General features: G+C 66.8%; 19 protein-coding genes. 8 read left to right on the forward strand and 11 right to left on the reverse strand.

Annotated elements, in window-relative coordinates; genetic code table 11:
- Window position 1 precedes the first annotated feature (1 nt).
- From G6N43_RS10270 to G6N43_RS10290, 5 genes are all read right to left on the reverse strand, one after another.
- Window positions 2-676: a methyltransferase family protein gene (locus tag G6N43_RS10270; protein WP_083152278.1), complete on the reverse strand. Its 675-nt coding sequence runs from the start codon at window positions 674-676 to the stop codon at window positions 2-4.
- Window positions 677-684: 8 nt separating this feature from the next.
- A complete protein-coding gene (locus tag G6N43_RS10275) occupies window positions 685-2295 on the reverse strand; it encodes an ABC transporter permease (RefSeq protein WP_083152275.1) in 1611 nt (536 codons plus the stop codon).
- The gene (locus G6N43_RS10280; protein ID WP_083152273.1) at window positions 2292-3227 is read right to left on the reverse strand and encodes an ABC transporter ATP-binding protein; all 936 of its coding nucleotides are present in this window, start codon (window positions 3225-3227) and stop codon (window positions 2292-2294) included. Before G6N43_RS10280 ends, G6N43_RS10275 begins: the two co-directional genes overlap by 4 nt.
- On the reverse strand, window positions 3199-3885 hold the full coding sequence (locus G6N43_RS10285; RefSeq protein WP_083152270.1) for a TetR/AcrR family transcriptional regulator: 687 nt from the start codon (window positions 3883-3885) through the stop codon (window positions 3199-3201). The genes G6N43_RS10280 and G6N43_RS10285 overlap by 29 nt, the downstream gene beginning before the upstream one ends.
- Before the next feature lie 105 nt (window positions 3886-3990).
- Window positions 3991-4656 (reverse strand): O-methyltransferase, encoded by a 666-nt coding sequence (locus tag G6N43_RS10290; RefSeq protein WP_083152267.1) that lies wholly within the window; start codon window positions 4654-4656, stop codon window positions 3991-3993.
- 178 nt (window positions 4657-4834) lie between these two features.
- Here G6N43_RS10290 and sigE point away from each other — a divergent pair, with 178 nt between their 5' ends.
- The 4 genes from sigE (at window position 4835) to tatB (ending at window position 8098) form a co-directional block, all read left to right on the forward strand.
- The gene (sigE, locus tag G6N43_RS10295) at window positions 4835-5632 is read left to right on the forward strand and encodes an RNA polymerase sigma factor SigE (protein WP_083152265.1); all 798 of its coding nucleotides are present in this window, start codon (window positions 4835-4837) and stop codon (window positions 5630-5632) included.
- 90 nt (window positions 5633-5722) lie between these two features.
- On the forward strand, window positions 5723-6127 hold the full coding sequence (rseA, locus tag G6N43_RS10300) for an anti-sigma E factor RseA (protein ID WP_083152481.1): 405 nt from the start codon (window positions 5723-5725) through the stop codon (window positions 6125-6127).
- Between the two features lie 69 nt (window positions 6128-6196).
- A complete protein-coding gene (gene htrA, locus G6N43_RS10305) occupies window positions 6197-7687 on the forward strand; it encodes a serine protease HtrA (RefSeq protein WP_083152262.1) in 1491 nt (496 codons plus the stop codon).
- Between the two features lie 3 nt (window positions 7688-7690).
- Window positions 7691-8098 (forward strand): Sec-independent protein translocase protein TatB, encoded by a 408-nt coding sequence (gene tatB / locus G6N43_RS10310; RefSeq protein WP_083152259.1) that lies wholly within the window; start codon window positions 7691-7693, stop codon window positions 8096-8098.
- 7 nt (window positions 8099-8105) lie between these two features.
- On the opposite strand, the gene G6N43_RS10315 is transcribed toward tatB, so the two are convergent.
- The 4 genes from G6N43_RS10315 to G6N43_RS10330 form a co-directional block, all read right to left on the reverse strand.
- Window positions 8106-9248 (reverse strand): Mrp/NBP35 family ATP-binding protein, encoded by a 1143-nt coding sequence (locus G6N43_RS10315; protein ID WP_083152256.1) that lies wholly within the window; start codon window positions 9246-9248, stop codon window positions 8106-8108.
- 32 nt (window positions 9249-9280) lie between these two features.
- Window positions 9281-10825 (reverse strand): lytic transglycosylase domain-containing protein, encoded by a 1545-nt coding sequence (locus tag G6N43_RS10320; RefSeq protein WP_083152254.1) that lies wholly within the window; start codon window positions 10823-10825, stop codon window positions 9281-9283.
- Between the two features lie 88 nt (window positions 10826-10913).
- Window positions 10914-11465: a DUF1003 domain-containing protein gene (locus tag G6N43_RS10325; RefSeq protein ID WP_083152251.1), complete on the reverse strand. Its 552-nt coding sequence runs from the start codon at window positions 11463-11465 to the stop codon at window positions 10914-10916.
- Window positions 11462-12751, reverse strand: coding sequence for a magnesium transporter MgtE N-terminal domain-containing protein (locus tag G6N43_RS10330; RefSeq protein ID WP_083152248.1), 1290 nt, complete (start codon window positions 12749-12751; stop codon window positions 11462-11464). Before G6N43_RS10330 ends, G6N43_RS10325 begins: the two co-directional genes overlap by 4 nt.
- Before the next feature lie 25 nt (window positions 12752-12776).
- Here G6N43_RS10330 and G6N43_RS10335 point away from each other — a divergent pair, with 25 nt between their 5' ends.
- Window positions 12777-13733, forward strand: coding sequence for an HpcH/HpaI aldolase/citrate lyase family protein (locus G6N43_RS10335; protein WP_083152245.1), 957 nt, complete (start codon window positions 12777-12779; stop codon window positions 13731-13733).
- A 1-nt stretch (window position 13734) separates the two neighbouring features.
- On the opposite strand, the gene G6N43_RS10340 is transcribed toward G6N43_RS10335, so the two are convergent.
- Both G6N43_RS10340 and G6N43_RS10345 read right to left on the reverse strand, forming a co-directional pair.
- On the reverse strand, window positions 13735-14151 hold the full coding sequence (locus G6N43_RS10340) for a DUF4190 domain-containing protein (RefSeq protein ID WP_083152243.1): 417 nt from the start codon (window positions 14149-14151) through the stop codon (window positions 13735-13737).
- The gene (locus G6N43_RS10345) at window positions 14152-14877 is read right to left on the reverse strand and encodes a DUF4190 domain-containing protein (protein ID WP_083152240.1); all 726 of its coding nucleotides are present in this window, start codon (window positions 14875-14877) and stop codon (window positions 14152-14154) included.
- Between the two features lie 119 nt (window positions 14878-14996).
- Between G6N43_RS10345 and G6N43_RS10350 the strand changes: the two genes are divergently transcribed.
- From G6N43_RS10350 to G6N43_RS10360, 3 genes are all read left to right on the forward strand, one after another.
- The gene (locus tag G6N43_RS10350) at window positions 14997-15518 is read left to right on the forward strand and encodes a YflT domain-containing protein (protein ID WP_083152237.1); all 522 of its coding nucleotides are present in this window, start codon (window positions 14997-14999) and stop codon (window positions 15516-15518) included.
- A gap of 209 nt (window positions 15519-15727) precedes the next feature.
- Window positions 15728-17125 (forward strand): ABC transporter substrate-binding protein, encoded by a 1398-nt coding sequence (locus tag G6N43_RS10355; protein WP_110810408.1) that lies wholly within the window; start codon window positions 15728-15730, stop codon window positions 17123-17125.
- The gene (locus G6N43_RS10360) at window positions 17122-18033 is read left to right on the forward strand and encodes a carbohydrate ABC transporter permease (RefSeq protein ID WP_083152234.1); all 912 of its coding nucleotides are present in this window, start codon (window positions 17122-17124) and stop codon (window positions 18031-18033) included. The genes G6N43_RS10355 and G6N43_RS10360 overlap by 4 nt, the downstream gene beginning before the upstream one ends.
- The last annotated feature ends 1 nt before the right edge of the window (window position 18034 follow it).

Consider the following 18034-nt stretch of genomic DNA (forward strand, 5'->3'; position numbering starts at 1 on the left):
TTCACCACACGCCGGGCACCAGCCGATAGTGCACCTTCTGGGTGTATTCGTCGTAGCCGTCGAGTTCCTGGCGCAGCGCCTTCTCCTCGTCGGTGATGCGGGCGACGAAGACGAGTACGGCGGGGATGGCTGTGAGCAGGCCCCAGTACGAGGCCAGCGCCAGGGGCATTCCAACCATCACGATCAGCGCCCCGACGTACATCGGGTGGCGCACAACGCCGTAGAGGCCGGTCGACACCACTGGCTGGTTTTCCTCGACGGTGATCGTGGCCGCCGCAAAGTTGTTCTGAATGATCACCAGCTCGGCGATGACGAGACCCGTCAGCACTAGGACGTTGCCGAGCACGATGACGGCGATCGGCGGGTGTGACCAACCGAACCGGTAGTCGAGTGCGCTGATTACTCCGGCGGCGATGACCGTCGTGATGATGCCAACGTTGATGAGCCGTTGCGCCATACGGGTTTCGGCCCATGGTCCCGATTTGAAGCGCCGCTGTAAGGCGTCGGGATACTTCGCCGCGAGATAGATGGTCGGAACCATGGAGCCGACGATGAACGCGGCGATGAAGACCCACGCCTGCCAGTAGTCGAAAGTACCTGCCGGCCAGAACAGCAGCGCACCCATGAAGAGGATGCCTCCGACGGTGGAGGCCAGTAGTTGCAGTGCGACCTTCACGGTTCCTCCTACACGACGTCGCGCTGACGGTAGATCGCCCCGGCGAGCACGGTCAGCGCAGCTGCGACGACGACCATCACGGTCATCGCGAGGACCGGGTAGTCCGACGGTGCGGTCGTCTGGCCAACGGGGGAGAGGTCCAGCAGCCACCTCGGCAAGCGGAGCAGTGCGCCGAGATACAGCGCGACGACGACGAAAGTGACTGCAAGCCAGCCGATCCAGGCCCGGTGTAGGGCGACCGCGAGCGCGGCGATGCCTGCCATCACGGCCATCGCGGGTAGGTACGCCAGGCCGGCGACGGTCAGCCGCACGATCGTCGCCGGTTCGCCAAGCGTGATGCCTGCGCCAAGCCCGTTGCCCAAGCCCGCGAAGAACATCAGTACGACCGCGCCTACCAGAGCGGAGGCGACCGTGGTGAACAGCCAGCGCCACCTGGAAACGGCGCCCGCCAGCACCGCCTCGGCGAGGCCCTTGTCCTCGTCGCCGAGCAAGCGCAGTACCGCGGAGACGACGTATGCGGTGGCCGCCGCGGCGAGGAACTGGGTCATCGTCGTGTAAACGCTGTCGGTGCCTTGCGCCACCAGAACTCGTTGGATCAACTCGTTTTCCTTGGCGGCATCCAGCAGCGATTTCGTCATCGACCCGAATGCCAACCCGCCAAGAAACAACCCGACCGCCCAGCCGATCGTCTGGCCGCGTTGCAGCGTCAGGTGCAGGCCGATCACCGAGGTGATTGCGCGCGCTTTGGGACGCTCACCTGTGGAAGGGAAAGTGCCGTCGTCGTACTGGCGCCTGCTCTCCAGCGCGGTCGCCAGGGCCATCAGTCCGATCGCCACCACGACCAACAGGGCCAGAGGCCACCACCGCAGGTCGACGAAGGGGCGCATCTGCTGGGCCCACGCGATCGGTGAGAACCAGCTCAGCGCACTGCCGGAGTTGTCGATGACGTCGCCGATCCCGCGCACAAACGCGGCCAGTGCCAGCACGGCCATCGCAGCTCCCGTCGCGGTGCGCGACTGACGCCACAGCTGCGCCGTGACAGCGGCGACCGCGCCGAAGACCATCGCCGCACCGGTGATGCCGAGACACATCGCCGCGCTGTCGACCAGCCCGAACCCGGCGGACGCGATGGCCAGCGTCATCGTCACCGTGAGCACTGCGTTGACTCCGCCGATGAGGATCAGGGCGGCATAGGTGCGCGCATGGCGGCCGACCACCGAGGACAGCACCAATTCGGCGGCGCCGCTCTCCTCCTCGGCCCGCGTATGTCGAATCACGGTGAGAGTGGCCAGAATCGACGCCGCGATGATCATCGTGAGCATCAGCTCGTTGGCCGTCATCGCGCCGAGGTCGGTCTCGTTGCCGCCGAACATCGGTCCTCCCATGATGATCGCCGCGGGCGTCTTCATCAGGTTGACCCTGGCCTGACGCGACGCCTCATCCGGGTACGCCAGCTTGATCGCATTCGGGCCGTAGACCATCAGCAAGGTCAGCGCGCCGACCCATATCGACAGGCGGATGCGGTCGCGGCGCAGCGCCAGTAGCAGCAGGCTCTTCGTGCCCGTCCACGGCGCCGTCGAGACGCTGTGGCGCGAGGTGCGCGCGAGGGTGGTGGTCATCGCACCGCCCCCTGGTACTCGCGCAGGAACATGTCCTCGAGCGACGCCGGTGTCACGGTCAGGTCGAGAATCCCGAGATCGGTGAGTTGGGCCATGACACAGTCGAGGTCGTTGCGGTCGACGGAGAACGTGTAATGGCCGTCGGCGATTGCGAAGTCGTGTACGTACGGGCTGCGCTGCAGTGCGGCGCCGTCGGTTCGGGTGCGCACGGACACCGTCGTGCGCATCAAGTGCCGCAACTCGTCGAGCGAGCCTGAGCGCACCGTCCTCCCGGCGCGGATGATCGTGACCTTGTCGCAAAGTTTTTCGACCTCGGCGAGGATGTGACTCGACAACAGCACGGCGGCCCCACGGTCGGCCACTTCCTGCACGCATTGCTGAAACGCCTTCTCCATCAACGGGTCCAGCCCGGAGGTCGGCTCGTCGAGAATGTAGAGCTCGGCGTTCGTCGAGAACGCGGCGACGATCGCCACCTTCTGCCGATTGCCCTTTGAGTAGGTGCGGGCCTTCTTGTGGGGGTCGAGTTCGAAGCGCTCGATCAGTTGATCACGTCTGCGGGTGTCGACGCCGTTGCCGCGCAGCCGCGCGAGGAAGTCGATCGCCTGCAGCCCGGTCAGGTTGGGCCACAGCGTGACATCGCCGGGGACGTAGGCGATTCGGCGGTGCAGCTCCACTGCGTCGCGCCATGGGTCGCCGCCGAGCAGCCGCGCAGTCCCGCTGTCGGCGCGCAACAGGCCGAGCAGCACGCGGATCGTGGTGGACTTGCCTGCGCCGTTGGGGCCGAGGAAGCCGGTGATATCACCCGGCGCGACGGTCAGGTCGAGGCCGTCGAGCGCCTTGGTCCGCCCGAAAGACTTTGACAATCCCCGGATCTCGACTGCGTGGGGGGATCGCCTGCCTGTGTCAACCCCCTGTAGGAACGGTGCCGTCATGGGAACCTCCTTCTCCGGATGTGAACGGGATGCCCTTCTCGTGCTGAGCGAGGAACGCGTCGTACATCGTCGAGTCGGTCATGAGGCCGTTGGTGAACAACTCCAGCGCGGGCAACATCATTTCTTCGCCATAGTCGCGCAGCACGGCGCGTACATCGCTGGGGTTCTCGTGCATCTGCAGGTAGAGCAAGAACCCGCCACCGTTGATCATGCTGACGTACCTGGCCCGAGCTTTGGGATCACGGCTCGGCTTGATGATGCCTGCCGCCACGCCCTCCTCGATGTACTGCTCGGCGTTGTCGATCATCCGCTGCCAGAACGACTTTGCGAGGTCACTGCCCGACTGCATGCTGCGGACGAGGTAGGCCATCATCGGTGCGTACTCCTCGATCTCGGCCACCTGGGCGAGCCAGTTCGCCGGATCGGCGCTGCGCATCGACTCGGTCTTCGACTCGCGCACGATCTCGGCGATGTAGTCGTCGCATGCCTTGCGCAGACCGTCCTTGGAGCCGAAGTGGTGGATCACCAGCGCGGCGGACACGCCTGCGGCTTCGGCGATGGTCCGAAGCCCGACGCTGAACCCGTGCTGGCCCCATTGGTCGATTGCGGCATCGCGGATCCGGGCGATGGCCGTGCGATCGTCAGGCGCTGAACGCATGTTTAGTATGCTAAACGCGCGTTCAGTCGTCAGTCAATGAAGTGGGCGAGTTCGGCGTGCACAGTCACGCTGAGCGTGACCCAGCACGCCGAAATCGCTAAGAAATCAGTCGCGAGCGGCGGCGAGCAGCCCGTCGCCGAGCGGGATCAGCACCGGCGTCAGCCGCTCATCCTCGGCGATCAGCCGCGCGGCTTCGCGTACCGCGGACACCTCGGCGTCCTTGGCGTTCGCGTCGCCTGCCCGGCCGCCGAGCGCGGCGCGATGCAGCACGATCGCGCCACCGGAGCGCAGCAATCGCACGCCCTCGACGACGAACTGCGGCTGATCGATCGGATCGGCATCGATGAACACCAGGTCGTAGGACTCGTCGGCGAGGCGGGTCAGCACTTCCTGCGCCCGCCCGCTGATCAACCTGCTCCGACCCGGGCCGACGCCGGCCTCGGTGAACGCCTGCTTCGCGATCCGCTGATGCTCGGGTTCGACGTCGATCGTCGTGAGCACCCCGTCGTCGCGCATGCCCGACAGCAGCCACAGCCCACTCACCCCGGCGCCGGTGCCTACCTCGACAACCGCCTTGGCCCCGGTCAGCTTCGCGAAGACACACAGCAGCGCCCCGACGGCGGGGGTCACCGCGCCCGCACCGATATCGACGGCCCGTTCCCGGGCGGCCGCCACGATGGCGTCTTCGGAGATCGACTGCTCCGCGTGCTTGACGATCGACTCGGCGCGGCTCTGGGGTCCGCCCCCGATGACGTCGTCGATGCCTGCCATGCCCCGCAGCGTAGAACCAACCCCGGAGGCCGAGCCCGCGACACGCCCGTTGCCGAACTGCGGATTTCGCGACAAATCTCGTGGTTTTCGCAGGTCAAAAATGGGTAGAAAATCTTTCTCAGGAAATGTTCAGGTGGCTCATATGCCAAGCACACCAGGGTCGGAGACGGTAAGTCGCATGGACGACGGTGGACGCTGGGATACGGGGAATAACCACACGGAGTTTTCTGTTCTCGCGAATGTCGAGCCGTCGACACTCGATGACATCTGTGACCAGGAGGATCTGACGATCACCACCAAGTTCGCCCCCGCTGCACCGTCGACCATGGCTCATCTCGAGCAGTACACCGACGGGGAATGGGTTGAGCCGTCTGACGAATTGACCGGTACCGCGGTCTTCGACGCGACCGGCGACCACTCCACGATGCCGTCATGGGACGAGTTGGTGCGCCAGCACGCCGACCGCGTCTACCGGCTCGCCTACCGGCTTTCGGGCAACCAGCACGACGCCGAGGACCTCACGCAGGAGACTTTTATTCGCGTCTTCCGCTCGGTCCAGAACTATCAGCCCGGCACGTTCGAGGGCTGGCTGCACCGCATCACCACGAACCTGTTCCTCGACATGGTCCGTAGGCGTGGCCGCATCCGGATGGAGGCGCTGCCCGAGGACTACGACCGGGTGCCGGCTGACGATCCCAACCCTGAGCAGATCTACCACGACTCGCGGCTGGGCCCTGACCTGCAGGCCGCGCTGGATTCGCTGCCGCCGGAGTTCCGCGCAGCCGTCGTCCTCTGCGACGTTGAGGGGTTGTCCTACGAGGAGATCGGCGCCACGCTGGGCGTGAAGCTCGGCACCGTGCGCAGCCGTATCCACCGTGGACGGCAGGCGCTGCGTGAGTACCTGGCCCGCCACGGCGACAACGGCGCCGACACCGCTGACGCCCCCAACTACCGGGACACGGCCAAGTCAGCCTGAGTGTTGTCAGGTGTCTGGTGGAGCGCGCCGCGCTACATTCGAGTAAGAAAAACGTTTATGCGACGCGAGGATGCCGAGAGGAGCTGGGCGATGGTCGACGCGGGGCACGTGTTCCGCCGGGCGTTTTCCTGGCTGCCCGCCCAGTTCGCTTCACAGAGCGACGCCCCTGTGGGACCGCGCCAGTTCGGCTCCACCGAGCATCTGTCCACCGAGGCCATCGCGGCGTTCGTCGACAATGAGCTGCGCCTGACCCCGCATCTGCGCGCCGCCAACCACCTGTCGTTGTGTCCGCAGTGCTCCGCGGAGGTCGAGGCCCAGCGCCAGGCGCGCAGTGCGCTGCGGGAGTCGCTGCCGATAGCCATACCGAGCTCGCTGCTGGGCCAGTTGTCGCAGATTCCGCTGCACAGTGGCCAGACCGCCGCCGATCAGACTGCCTCGATTCAGGACTCGCAGTTAGCTGATGGCGCGGCGAATTCTCGCCGTAAACGCCGGTAGGGTGGATGCAAAGTCGTACGACGGCGTGCGTCGGCCATTGCTGACGCTCGGATAGAGAGTGATGAACGGGTGAGCAATCTGGACCAGACCGGTCGCGAACGCCTTGAGCCGCGGCCCGTGTCGCGGCCTCCGGTCGATCCGGCGTCACAGCGGGCGTTCGGCCGACCCGCAGGCGTAACTGGATCCTTCCTCGATGCGGACAAGTACCGCGATCAAGGTGAGTTCACGCCGAAGGATGCGCCGGCCGACCCGGTTCTGGCCGAGGCTTTCGGTCGGCCCTATCCCGGCGTCGAATCGCTGCAGCGGCACCCGGCGGACGCGGGTGCGCTCGAGGCCGAACGCGAGGGGACGGGCCCCGACGACGCCGACGATCCGTGGCGCAATCCGGGTGCCCCGGTGGCGCTGGGCACTCCGGCGATGGCGGCGGCGCCGCGCGAAGCGTCGAACGTCAACACCGGCAAGCTGGGCGTGCGCGACGTGCTGTTCGGCGGCAAGGTCTCCTACGTCGCACTGGGCGTGCTGGGCATCATGGCGCTCGTCATCGGTGTCGCCGGAGGTTGGGTGGGGCGGACGACGGCCGAGGTCGTCCAGGCGTTCACCACCTCCAAAGTCACCCTCGAGACCAGCGACCCTGGCGACGCACCCGAGGGCCGCTTCGCCAAAGTCGCTGCGGCAGTGGCTGATTCGGTTGTGACGATTGAGACCAAGAGCGACGAGGACGGTTCGCAGGGTTCCGGCGTCGTCGTGGACGGCCGCGGCTACATCGTCACCAACAACCACGTGATCTCTGAGGCCGCGGTCAACGCGAGCAAGTACAAGATGACCGTCGTGTTCAACGACGGTAAGGAAGTTCCCGCCAACCTGGTGGGCCGTGACCCCAAGACCGACCTCGCCGTGCTGAAGGTCGACAACGTCGACAACCTGACGGTCGCCAGGCTCGGCGACTCCGACAAGCTCTACGTCGGTCAAGAGGTGATAGCCGCGGGAGCGCCGCTGGGCCTGCGCAGCACCGTCACGCAGGGCATCATCAGCGCGCTGCACCGACCGATTCCGCTGTCGGGCGACGGGTCGGACACCGACACCGTCATCGACGGCGTGCAGACCGACGCGTCGATCAACCACGGCAACTCCGGTGGACCGCTCATCGACATGGACGGCAACGTGATCGGCATCAACACCGCGGGCAAGTCGCTGTCCGACAGCGCCAGCGGCCTGGGCTTCGCGATCCCGGTGAACGAGGTCAAGACGGTCATCGAATCGCTGATCCGCGACGGCAAGATCGCGCATCCGACGCTCGGCCTGACGGCCCGGTCGGTGAGCAATGACCTCGCGTCGGGTGCTCAGGTGGCCAACGTGAAGGCGGGCAGCCCTGCGGAGAAGGCAGGCATCCTCGAGAACGACGTCGTCGTCAAGGTCGGCGACCGAACCGTCGCGGACGCAGACGAATTCGTGGTCGCCGTGCGCCAGCTCAAGATCGGGCAGGACGCGCCGATCGTCGTGATGCGCGACGGCCGGCCGGTCACCTTGATCGTGAACCCCGGCCCCGACAACAGCACCTAGACCATGTTCGCGAACGTCGGCTGGGGCGAGATGCTGGTCCTGGTGATCGCCGGTCTGGTGATCCTGGGGCCCGAACGGCTGCCGGGCGCAATCCGATGGACGTCGGGTGCGCTGCGACAGGCGCGCGAGTACATCAGCGGTGCCACCAGCCAGCTGCGCGAGGACCTCGGTCCTGAATTCGAGGACCTTCGGGAGCCGTTGAGTCAGCTGAACCAGTTGCGAGGGATGACGCCGCGGGCGGCGCTCACCAAGCATCTGCTCGACGGCGACGACTCGATTTTCACGGGCAAGTTCGATACGCCCGCCCAGAAGCCCGTCAGCGAAGACGCACCTACGCCCGCGACGCCAGCGGCTCAACCCGAGACGCCGCCCACGCCCGCGACGACTCCGTTCGACAGCGACGCGACCTAGACGCGATTCAGCGCCCCGCGGGATCCAGGCCCAGCGACATGCCGGCCAGTCCGCGCTTACGGCTGGACAGTGCGTCGGCGATCTTGCGTAATTCCTTGCCCGCCACCGAATCCGGTGCTGACAGCACCAGCGGAACCCCGGCGTCGCCCGCCGCCACCAGTGCGGGATCCAGCGGCACCTGGCCGAGCAGTGGCACGTCGGCGCCCACCGAACGGGACAGGTTCTCGGCGACCTGCTTGCCGCCGCCCTCGCCGAAGATTTGCATCGTGGTGCCGTCGGGGAGCAGCAGTCCGGACATGTTCTCGACGACACCGGCGATACGCTGACGGGTCTGCAGCGCGATCGCGCCTGCCCGCTCGGCCACCTCGGCGGCGGCCAGCTGCGGCGTCGTCACCACCAGGATCTCCGCGCCGGGGATCAACTGGGCCACCGAGATGGCGATATCCCCGGTGCCCGGCGGCAGGTCGAGCAGCAGCACGTCCAGATCGCCCCAGTAGACGTCGGCCAGGAACTGCTGCAGCGCCCGGTGCAGCATCGGCCCGCGCCACACCACGGGGGTGTTGCCCTGGGTGAACATCGAGATCGAAATCAGCCGGACGTCGTGGGCCACGGGCGGCACGATCATCGACTCGACCTGGGTAGGCCGGTCGGTGGTGCCCATCATCCGGGGGACCGAGTGCCCGTAGATGTCGGCGTCGAGCACACCGACGGACAGTCCGCGGGCGGCCATCGCCGCGGCGAGGTTGACGGTGACGCTGGACTTTCCCACACCGCCCTTCCCGGAGGCGACGGCGTACACCCGCGTCAGGGATCCGGGCTGGGCGAAGGGGATGACGGGCTCACGGGAATCGCCGCGCAGCTGCTTGCGCAGTTCGGTGCGTTGCTCGTCGTTCATCACGTCGAGGGTCACCTTGACGGCGCCGGTCCCCGGGACATCGGCGACCGCCTGGCGGACGAGTTCGGAGATCTCGGTCTTCTTCGGGCATGCCGCAGTGGTCAGATACACCTCGACGTGCACCCCGCCGTCGGGCTCGACGGTCACGTTCTTGACCATGCCGAGCTCGGTGATCGGCCGCCGCAGCTCGGGGTCGATCACCTTCGTCAACCCAGCGCGGACTGCGGATTCCAGGTCAGGAGAAGTTGAGGACATCACGTCGAGTCTAAGCCGACTCGACGGGCGTCCTAACCAGCCGGTGGGGGCGGTGGACCGGGCAGCGGTGCCTGGGCGGGCGCCGGCGATGGTCCGGGTGGCGTACCCAGCGGTGCCTGAGCAGGGCCTGGCGCAGGTGCCAGCGGTGCAGGGCCCGGTGGCGGCGCCATCGGCATGGGTCCGGGCGGCGTCCCAAGCGGTGCGGGACCGGGCGGCGTACCCACCGGCGTCAACGGACCCGGGGGAGGAGCCGTCCCCGGCGGAACCATCGGTTGTGCCACCGGCGGCGCGCCGATCGCGGACTGCAGCGGCGCGGGGTTGTCCTTGATGCAGAACACCGCGCACTCCGGCGTCTTCTTCGGCGGCGGTTGCAGCCACGGCGGCAGCCACTGCTGCGGCTGAGGCTCGGGCGTCGGCGCCACCGCAAGCGGGCCCGGTGCGGGTCCCGGCAGCGGGCCGAGCCGCTGGCCTGGCACGAATCCGGGCAACTGGCTGGCGACATCGCTGCGAGTCAGTGTCGGCATCAGCGCCAGCGGATCGTTGGCGGGCAGTCCGAGCGCGTTCATCGGCAGCCCGGGGCCGAGGCCCTGGTAGCCGTCGAGGTGCATGTCGCCGGAGTCCTCCAGAACGGGGACGGATCCGGTGATCGGCGGCAGGTCGACGGGCACCACGCCCGTCGCGTACGCGGCCGCCCAGCCAAGCACGTTGCGCGCGTAGGCCACCGAGTTGTTGTAGCGCAGGATCGCGGCCATCACGTGGGACTGGTCGCGAAGATTCATCCCGCCGCTGCACAGATAGCGCGCCGTGGCCAGGCTGGCGTCGAACAGGTTCTGCACCTCGGCCTTACCGTCGCCGTCACCGTCGGACGCGTACCGGGCCCACGTTCCGGGCAGGAACTGCATCGGACCCATTGCGCGGGCGTAGGTCACGCGGTCGGCCGTGCGACTCTGCACGATGACCTCGTTGCCCGGCAGCGACCCGTCCAAGGCGGGGCCGTAGATGGGTCGCACCGCCGTGCCGCGGGAGTCGGTGGCGCCACCGTTGGCGTGCATCGACTCGATACGGCCGATGCCGGCCAGCAGGTTCCAGCTGACGCCGCACTCGGGGGCTGCCACTGCCATCATTCGCTCGGCGTTGCGATATGCCGCAAGTGCCATCGCCGGAATCCGAAGCGTGCCAGGAGCATTCACCACCGCAGCGGGCTGCGGAGAGGAGGACGAGGAGGCGGCGATGTGGAACGCGCTCGGCGACTTCGCGACCGCCACCACAGTTGGTCCGGGGCTCGTGCTGGACGACGATTCGACGGCGGCAAGGTTGGTGACCGCGGCGTTACGGACCGGCGAGTTGGGCTGTACCGATGCGCCAACCGCGCCGACCAGAATGATCGGCGCGATGACGGCGAACCCCGAGGCGACCCGGGCGCGAGCCGGGGTGAGGGCACCCCGGACCCGAGACGGCCGCAGGGCGTCGCGGACATTAACTGCGCGCACGCGCGAAACAGCACCGGTCGCCGAATGCGCGACTCGCCCGGTGAGGCGTCGCGCTGCCTTGAGGGCGGCTCCTCCCCCTATGTGCACTCAACCGTCCTTGGGTCTGTGGTGTTTGTGAACCAAGTCACCATACCTACTCGATAACGCGCGTGTTACAGCAATCGGGTTAGGCGTTTCAGCCGGATTTTTTAGTTCGGCGCTCGCTGTGCTCCGATTTGCTACCCCGGTCGTCCTTTTCGGACGCCGTTTGCGGCTGCAGTCGAATCAGCAGTTCGTGGATTTCCTCGAGTTCGCGGCGCAGATAATCGCGGGTGGCCACCTCGCCCACCGCCAACCGCAATGCGGCCAGCTCACGGGCCAGATACTCGGTGTCGGCCTTGGTCTGTTCGGCCCGCCTGCGGTCTTCCTCCAGCGCCACGCGGTCGCGGTTCTCCTGCCGATTCTGGGCCAGCAGAATCAACGGTGCCGCATATGCCGCCTGCGTGGAGAACGCGAGATTCAGCAGGATGAAGGGATACGGGTCCCATCGCCATTTCACGGCAAACAGATTGAGAGCCACCCAAACGATAACGAGGATGGTCTGCCAAGCCAGGTAGCGGCCGGTGCCGAGAAAGCGTGCGATCGACTCCGAAACCTTGCCGACGGTCTCCGCGTCGACGTTCAGTCCGAAGCGCCAGCGCGAGGTGCGCGGAGTGTCCAGGCGCTGACGTGCCGTCAGTTCGCTCATGGTGCGCCCTCGCTGCTCAACTCGGGTTCTTCCTGTTCGCGCCAGTCGTGCGGCAGCAGATGGTCGAGCACGTCGTCGACCGACACCGCCCCGAGGAGGTGGTTCTCGTCATCGACGACCGGCCCGCAGACCAGGTTGTAGGCGGCGAAATACCGCGTGACCGCAGCCAGCGAGTCCTCCGGCGCCAGATTCGGCAGGTCGGTGTCGATGATTCCGCTGACCAGGTCCGCGGGAGGTTCGCGCAGCAGCCGCTGCAGGTGCACACAGCCCAAATAGTGACCCGTCGGGGTCGCCGTCGGCGCCCTGGTGACGAACACCAGAGACGCGAGCGCAGGCGTGAGGTCGGGGTCGCGGACGCGGGCCAATGCCTCGGCGACCGTGGTGTCCGGGGCCAGCACCACCGGCTCCGACGTCATCAGACCGCCCGCGGTGTCGGGCGAGTGCGACAGCAGTCGGCGCACATCCTCGGAGTCCTCGGGGTCCATCCGCCGCAGGAACTGCTCGGCGTCCAGGGGGTGCATCGAACCCAAGAGGTCGGCGGCGTCGTCGGGATCCATCGCCTCGAGCACGTCAGCGGCCCGTTCCGCGGGCAGCTGGCGCAGCATGTTGGCCTGCTGGTCTTCGGGCAGCTCCTGGAGCACGTCGGCCAGCCGCTCGTCGTCAAGCGCGTTGACCACCTCGTAGCGCCGTTTGTCCGGCAGCTCGCGGATCGCCTCGGCCACCTCGACCGCGCGCTGTCCGACGAACTGCTCCAGCAGCTGTGCCACACCCTGGTCGGGCATCGCCAGGCCCGACGGGGTCAGCCCCTGGACCTGGTGCCAGTCGACGATAGAGACATTGCTGCGGCGACCCAGGCGCCGCGCCGGCCGCACCGCGACCTTGGTCACCATCCAGTCGCGCGTGCGAGTCTGTTCGATGCCCAGATCGACGACGTACAAGTCGAGTCCGCTGAGCTGTGGTTGCTCGGGATCCTCGACGCGCACCACGGTTTCGACCACCTGTCCCAGCACCAGCACCTCGCCCGGGCGTTGGGTGAACTTGCGCAGCGACACGCTACCGGTCGCCAACGTCACAGCGCCGGGATCGATTGCGGTGACTCGCAGAATCGGTACGAAAATCCTTCGGCGCGTGAGCAATTCGACGACGAGGCCGAGCACACGCGGCTGCTGGCGCACGATGCTGATGCTGATCACCACATCGCGCACGCGGCCGATGGACTCGCCGTCGGGCCCAAGCACGACCATCCCCACGAGTCGGGCCGCATAGACCCTGTTCACCGCCGCCATGCCTAAAAGGGTAGAGAGTGTGGTTGTGGAAAACCGTTATCGACCCCGCCGAACGATCCTTTCGGTTCCCGGCAGCAGCATGAAGATGATCCAGAAGGCGAAGAATCTGCCCGCCGATGAGGTCTTCCTCGATCTCGAGGACGCCGTCGCGCCCGACGCCAAAGCCGAGGCCCGCGCACAGGTTGCGGCCGCGTTGGCCGAGCCCGGATGGGCCGGACAACTGCGTGGAGTTCGGGTCAACGACTGGACCACGCCGTGGACCCACGCCGACATCATCGACGTGGTTTCGGCCGCAGGCGCGTCGCTCGACATCGTGGTGCTGCCGAAGGTGTCCGACGTCTCGCACATCCATGCGCTCGATCTGCTGCTCAGCCAACTCGAGGCGACGCACGGATTTCCGTTGGGCCGTATCGGCATTGAAGCCCAGATCGAGAACGCCGAAGGCTTGACGAACATCGATGCGATCGCCGCGGGCCCACGCGTGCAGGCGCTGGTGCTCGGCCCGGCCGACATGGCCGCCAGCCTCAACATGCGCACGCTGGAGGTCGGCGAACAGCCTGAGGGTTACGACGTAGGCGATGCCCACCACCACGTGCTCATGCGGATTCTCGTCGCCGCCCGCGCCCGCGGCATCCTGGCGATCGACGGTCCGTACCTGAAAGTGCGCGACGTCGACGGCTTCCGTCGCGTCGCGGGGCGATCCGCCGCGCTGGGCTATGACGGCAAGTGGGTGCTGCACCCCGACCAGATCGCGGCGGGCAACGAGATCTTCAGCCCGCGCCAGGAGGCCTACGACCACGCGGAGCTGATTCTGGAGGCCTATGAGTGGCACACCTCGCAGGCAGGCGGGGCCAGGGGAGCGGTGATGCTCGGCGACGAGATGATCGACGAGGCCAGTCGCAAGATGGCCTTGGTGATCGCGGGCAAGGGCCGCGCCGCCGGGATGGAACGCAAGGGCGAACGCTTCCGTCCGCCGGAGTGACCTACTGCAGGGTGCTGACGCCGAGCGCGATGTAGATGAACACCACGACCAATGCCAAGGCGACGAACACGCCGCCGATGATCGTGCCCGCCAACGCCAATCCCCAGCCCTCCTGGCCGGTGCGTTTGGTCTCGCGCATTGCGATGACGCCCATGATGAGTCCGACGATCGCGAGCGGTGCACAACACAACCAACCCGCGATGGAGGTGACGAGCGAAGCGACCGCTGTGCCGTTCGTGCCCGGCGGCCGGACTGGCCGATACGGGTCATACATCGGGTAATAGGGGACTGTGCCCGGGTAGCCGGGTGGTGGCGGTGCGTAGATCGGCGGGGGCAACCCGGTGTCCTCCAGCGGCGGGAATTCGACGCCTCCGCTGCTCGACTCGTATGCCGGACGTTCCGGGCCGCCGGTGGTCATCTACCCGCTGCTGATCGCGGCGATGGTCCAGACGCCGTTGATGAGCAGCGTTATCACGCCCACCGCAATGCCCGCGATCGCAAGCCCGTTCCCGTTCTCGCCGCTCTGCTTGATCTGGTTCATGGCGACGAAGCCGAGCACTATCCCGACGACCGAACCGATGCCACAGCAGACTCCGACGATCGATGCCACCAGTGAGCCGATCGCCATCGGATTGGTTTTCTGCGCGGGCGGCGCGCCGTACGCGCCGTAGCCGCCAGGAGCAGGTGGACCGAAACCGGGTGGCGGACCGAAACCGGGTGGCGGGGGGCCGAAGCCGGGCGGCGGTGTGCCGTAGGGCGGGGGTGGCGGATATCCGGGTGCGCCCGGCGCCCCGAACCCGCCCGGGGTGGTGTACGGCGGTGGTGGTGGATAGCCGGGTGGGGGAGGAAAGTTTGGATCCGGCGCAGGAGGTACGCCGCCCTGCGAGTAGTCGGGCGCCTGATACGGCGGTGGCGGCTGGTAGGCCTGCGGTTCGTACGAGGGCGGTTCGAATGAGGGTGCCGGTGGCTCAAATGGCTGCGCCGGCTGCCGGTAGACCGCGGTGATGTCGTCGATCGGTTGCGGAGTCGGCTCTTGGGTCTGCTCGATCGGCGGGGCCTCGTAGCTGGTCGACGTCGGCTCGGAAGCTCCTGAGTCGGAGCCGGATGACGCCGATTGGCCAGCGTCTTCGCCCGGATTTGTCATGCTGATCAACCTAGCGCAAATACAGGGCACCTTTGGGGAGCCGAACACGTTGGTTGGATGAGAACGCCAGAAGGATCAGCGATGACACCCGGCGCGCTTTAGAGGAGAATGAGGACGCGATGACCAGCCCGTTTCAGCCCGGCCAGCAGTCAGGCGCAACACCCGGCACCCCAACGCGACGCGGTCCGGTGAACCTGCCGACTCCTCCCAAAGGCTGGCCGATCGGTTCCTACCCCACCTATGCCGAAGCTCAGCGTGCGGTGGACTACCTGTCAGATCAGCAGTTCCCGGTCCAGCAGGTGACCATCGTCGGTGTCGACCTGATGCAGGTGGAACGCGTAACCGGCAGGCTGACGTGGCCCAAGGTGCTCGGTGGCGGTGTGCTCACCGGCGCATGGTTGGGCCTGTTCATCGGCCTGATCCTCGGTTTCTTCAGCCCGAACCCGTGGGGCGCACTAATCACCGGCCTGGTTGCCGGTGTCTTCTTCGGCCTCATCACGTCGGCGATCCCGTACGCGATGGCACGCGGCACAAGAGATTTCAGCTCGACGATGCAACTCGTCGCCGGGCGTTACGACGTCCTGTGCGACCCGCAGAACGCCGAACGCGGGCGGGACCTGCTGGCGCGCTTGACGATCTAGTCCCACCGCTCGCGCCTACACCCGGGCGTTAGCTGGCGTTTTCGCGCATGCTCATGCGCCTACCCGCATTTGGGCAACTGCCGCCTGTCGTGTTGCAAATCACGCGCATGTGGCAATACGGTTCGCGCAGGAGGGTTTCTGTAGAAGACGCTCCGGCGACAACATCAGACCCGGGACGGGAGGCAGCGGTGCGCGTCCCCAGCTTGCGCGTGGGGCCCCGACGGCTTGGTGCTACGGCGTTGGCCGCGTTGACGACGGCGTCGATCGTCTCGGCGTGCGGCTCAGGCGGCGGCGGGATCGTCATCAACTACTACACCCCGGCAAGCGAGATGGCCACCTTCACGGCAGTGGCCAAACGGTGCAACGAAAAACTCGACGGGCGCTTCACGATTCGACAGGTGAGCCTGCCCAAGGGCGCCGACGACCAGCGTCTGCAACTGGCCCGACGGCTCACCGGCAACGACAGGACACTCGATCTGATGGCGCTGGACGTGGTGTGGACCGCGGAGTTCGCCGAAGCCGGTTGGGCGTTGCCGCTTTCGGACGATCCGGCGGGCCTCGCCGAGTCCGACGCGACCACCGACACGCTGCCCGGCCCGCTCGAAACCGCCAAATGGCAGGACAAGCTCTACGCCGCGCCCATCACGACGAACACCCAATTGCTCTGGTACCGAGCCGATCTCATGGATCAGCCGCCGGCGACGTGGGACGGGATGGTGGCCGAGGCGACGCGGCTGCACGCCGAGGGCAAGCCGAGCTGGATCGCCGTGCAGGCCAAGCAGTACGAGGGTCTGGTGGTGTGGTTCAACACCTTGCTGGAAAGCGCTGGCGGTCAAGTCCTTTCCGCCGACGGCAAGACCGTCACACTCACCGACACCGACGAGCATCGCGCCGCAACGGTCAAGGCGTTGGAGATCATGAAGTCCGTTGCCACCGCGCCCGGCGCGGATCCGTCGATCACCCAGACCGACGAGGGCACCGCGCGACTGGCGTTGGAACAGGGCAAGGCCGCGCTCGAGGTGAACTGGCCGTTCGTGCTGCCGTCGATGCTGGAGAACGCGGTCAAGGGCGGGGTGTCGTTCCTGCCGCTCAACGACGATCCGCAGCTCACCGGCGCCATCAACGACATCGGCACCTTCTCGCCGACCGACGAGCAGTTCACCGCCGCCTATGAGGCCAGCAAGAAGGTGTTCGGCTTCACCAACTACCCGGCTGTGATCGAGGGTGAGCCCGCCAAGGTCACGCTGGGCGGCCTCAACCTCGCGGTCGCGAAGACCACGCAGCACCGCGCGGAGGCGTTCGAAGCGATCAGATGTCTGCGCAGTCCGGAGAACCAGCGCTACACCTCCGTCGAAGGCGGTCTGCCCGCAGTGCGCACCTCTCTGTACGACGATCCGACCTTCCAGGCGAAGTACCCGCAGTACGCGATCATCCGCGAGCAGTTGACCAACGCCGCGGTGCGTCCGGCGACGCCGGTGTATCAGGCCGTCTCGACCAGGATCTCGGCGACGCTGGCGCCGATCACCGGCATCGACCCGCAGCGCACCGCTGACGAGTTGACGGTGCAGGTGCAGAAGGCCATCGACGGTAAGGGGCTAATCCCATGACGGCCGCCGTACGAGTCGCCGGCGGTACCGACGACACGAAATCCGAACGGCGGCTTGCGTTCGCGCTGATCGCCCCCGCCGTCATCCTGATGCTGGCGGTCACCGCGTATCCGATCGCCTACGCGGTGTGGCTCAGTCTGCAGCGCTACAACCTCGCCCAGCCCGAAGACACCGCATTCGTCGGCCTGGAGAACTACATCACCGTCCTCACCGATCGGTATTGGTGGACGGCCTTCGTAGTGACACTCGGGATCACCGTGGTGTCGGTGGCCATCGAGTTCGTACTCGGGATGGCACTGGCGCTGGTGATGCACCGGACGATTTTCGCCAAGGGTGTGGTGCGCACCGCGATCCTCATTCCGTACGGCATCGTCACCGTCGCTGCGTCGTACAGCTGGTATTACGCATGGACACCAGGCACCGGCTACCTGGCCAACCTCCTGCCGCAGGGCAGTGCACCATTGACCGAGCAGCTGCCTTCGCTGGCGATCGTGGTGCTCGCCGAGGTATGGAAGACCACGCCGTTCATGGCGCTGCTGTTGCTCGCAGGCCTCGCGCTGGTGCCACAGGATCTACTCAACGCCGCCCAGATCGACGGCGCAGGTCCGTGGAAGCGGTTGACCAAAGTGATTCTGCCGCTGATCAAACCGGCGATCCTGGTCGCGCTGCTGTTCCGCACCCTCGACGCGTTCCGCATCTTCGACAACATCTACGTGCTCACCGGCGGCGCCAACGACACGGGCTCGGTGTCAATCCTGGGCTATGACAACCTCTTCAAGGCTTTCAACCTTGGGCTGGGGTCGGCCATCAGCGTGCTGATCTTCCTATCGGTAGCGATCATCGCGCTCATCTACGTCAAGGTCTTCGGCGCCGCGGCGCCGGGTTCTGACGCCGAGGAGAGGCGCTGAC

This window comes from Mycolicibacterium moriokaense (genome assembly GCF_010726085.1).
GTDB classification, from domain to species: Bacteria; Actinomycetota; Actinomycetes; order Mycobacteriales; family Mycobacteriaceae; genus Mycobacterium; species Mycobacterium moriokaense.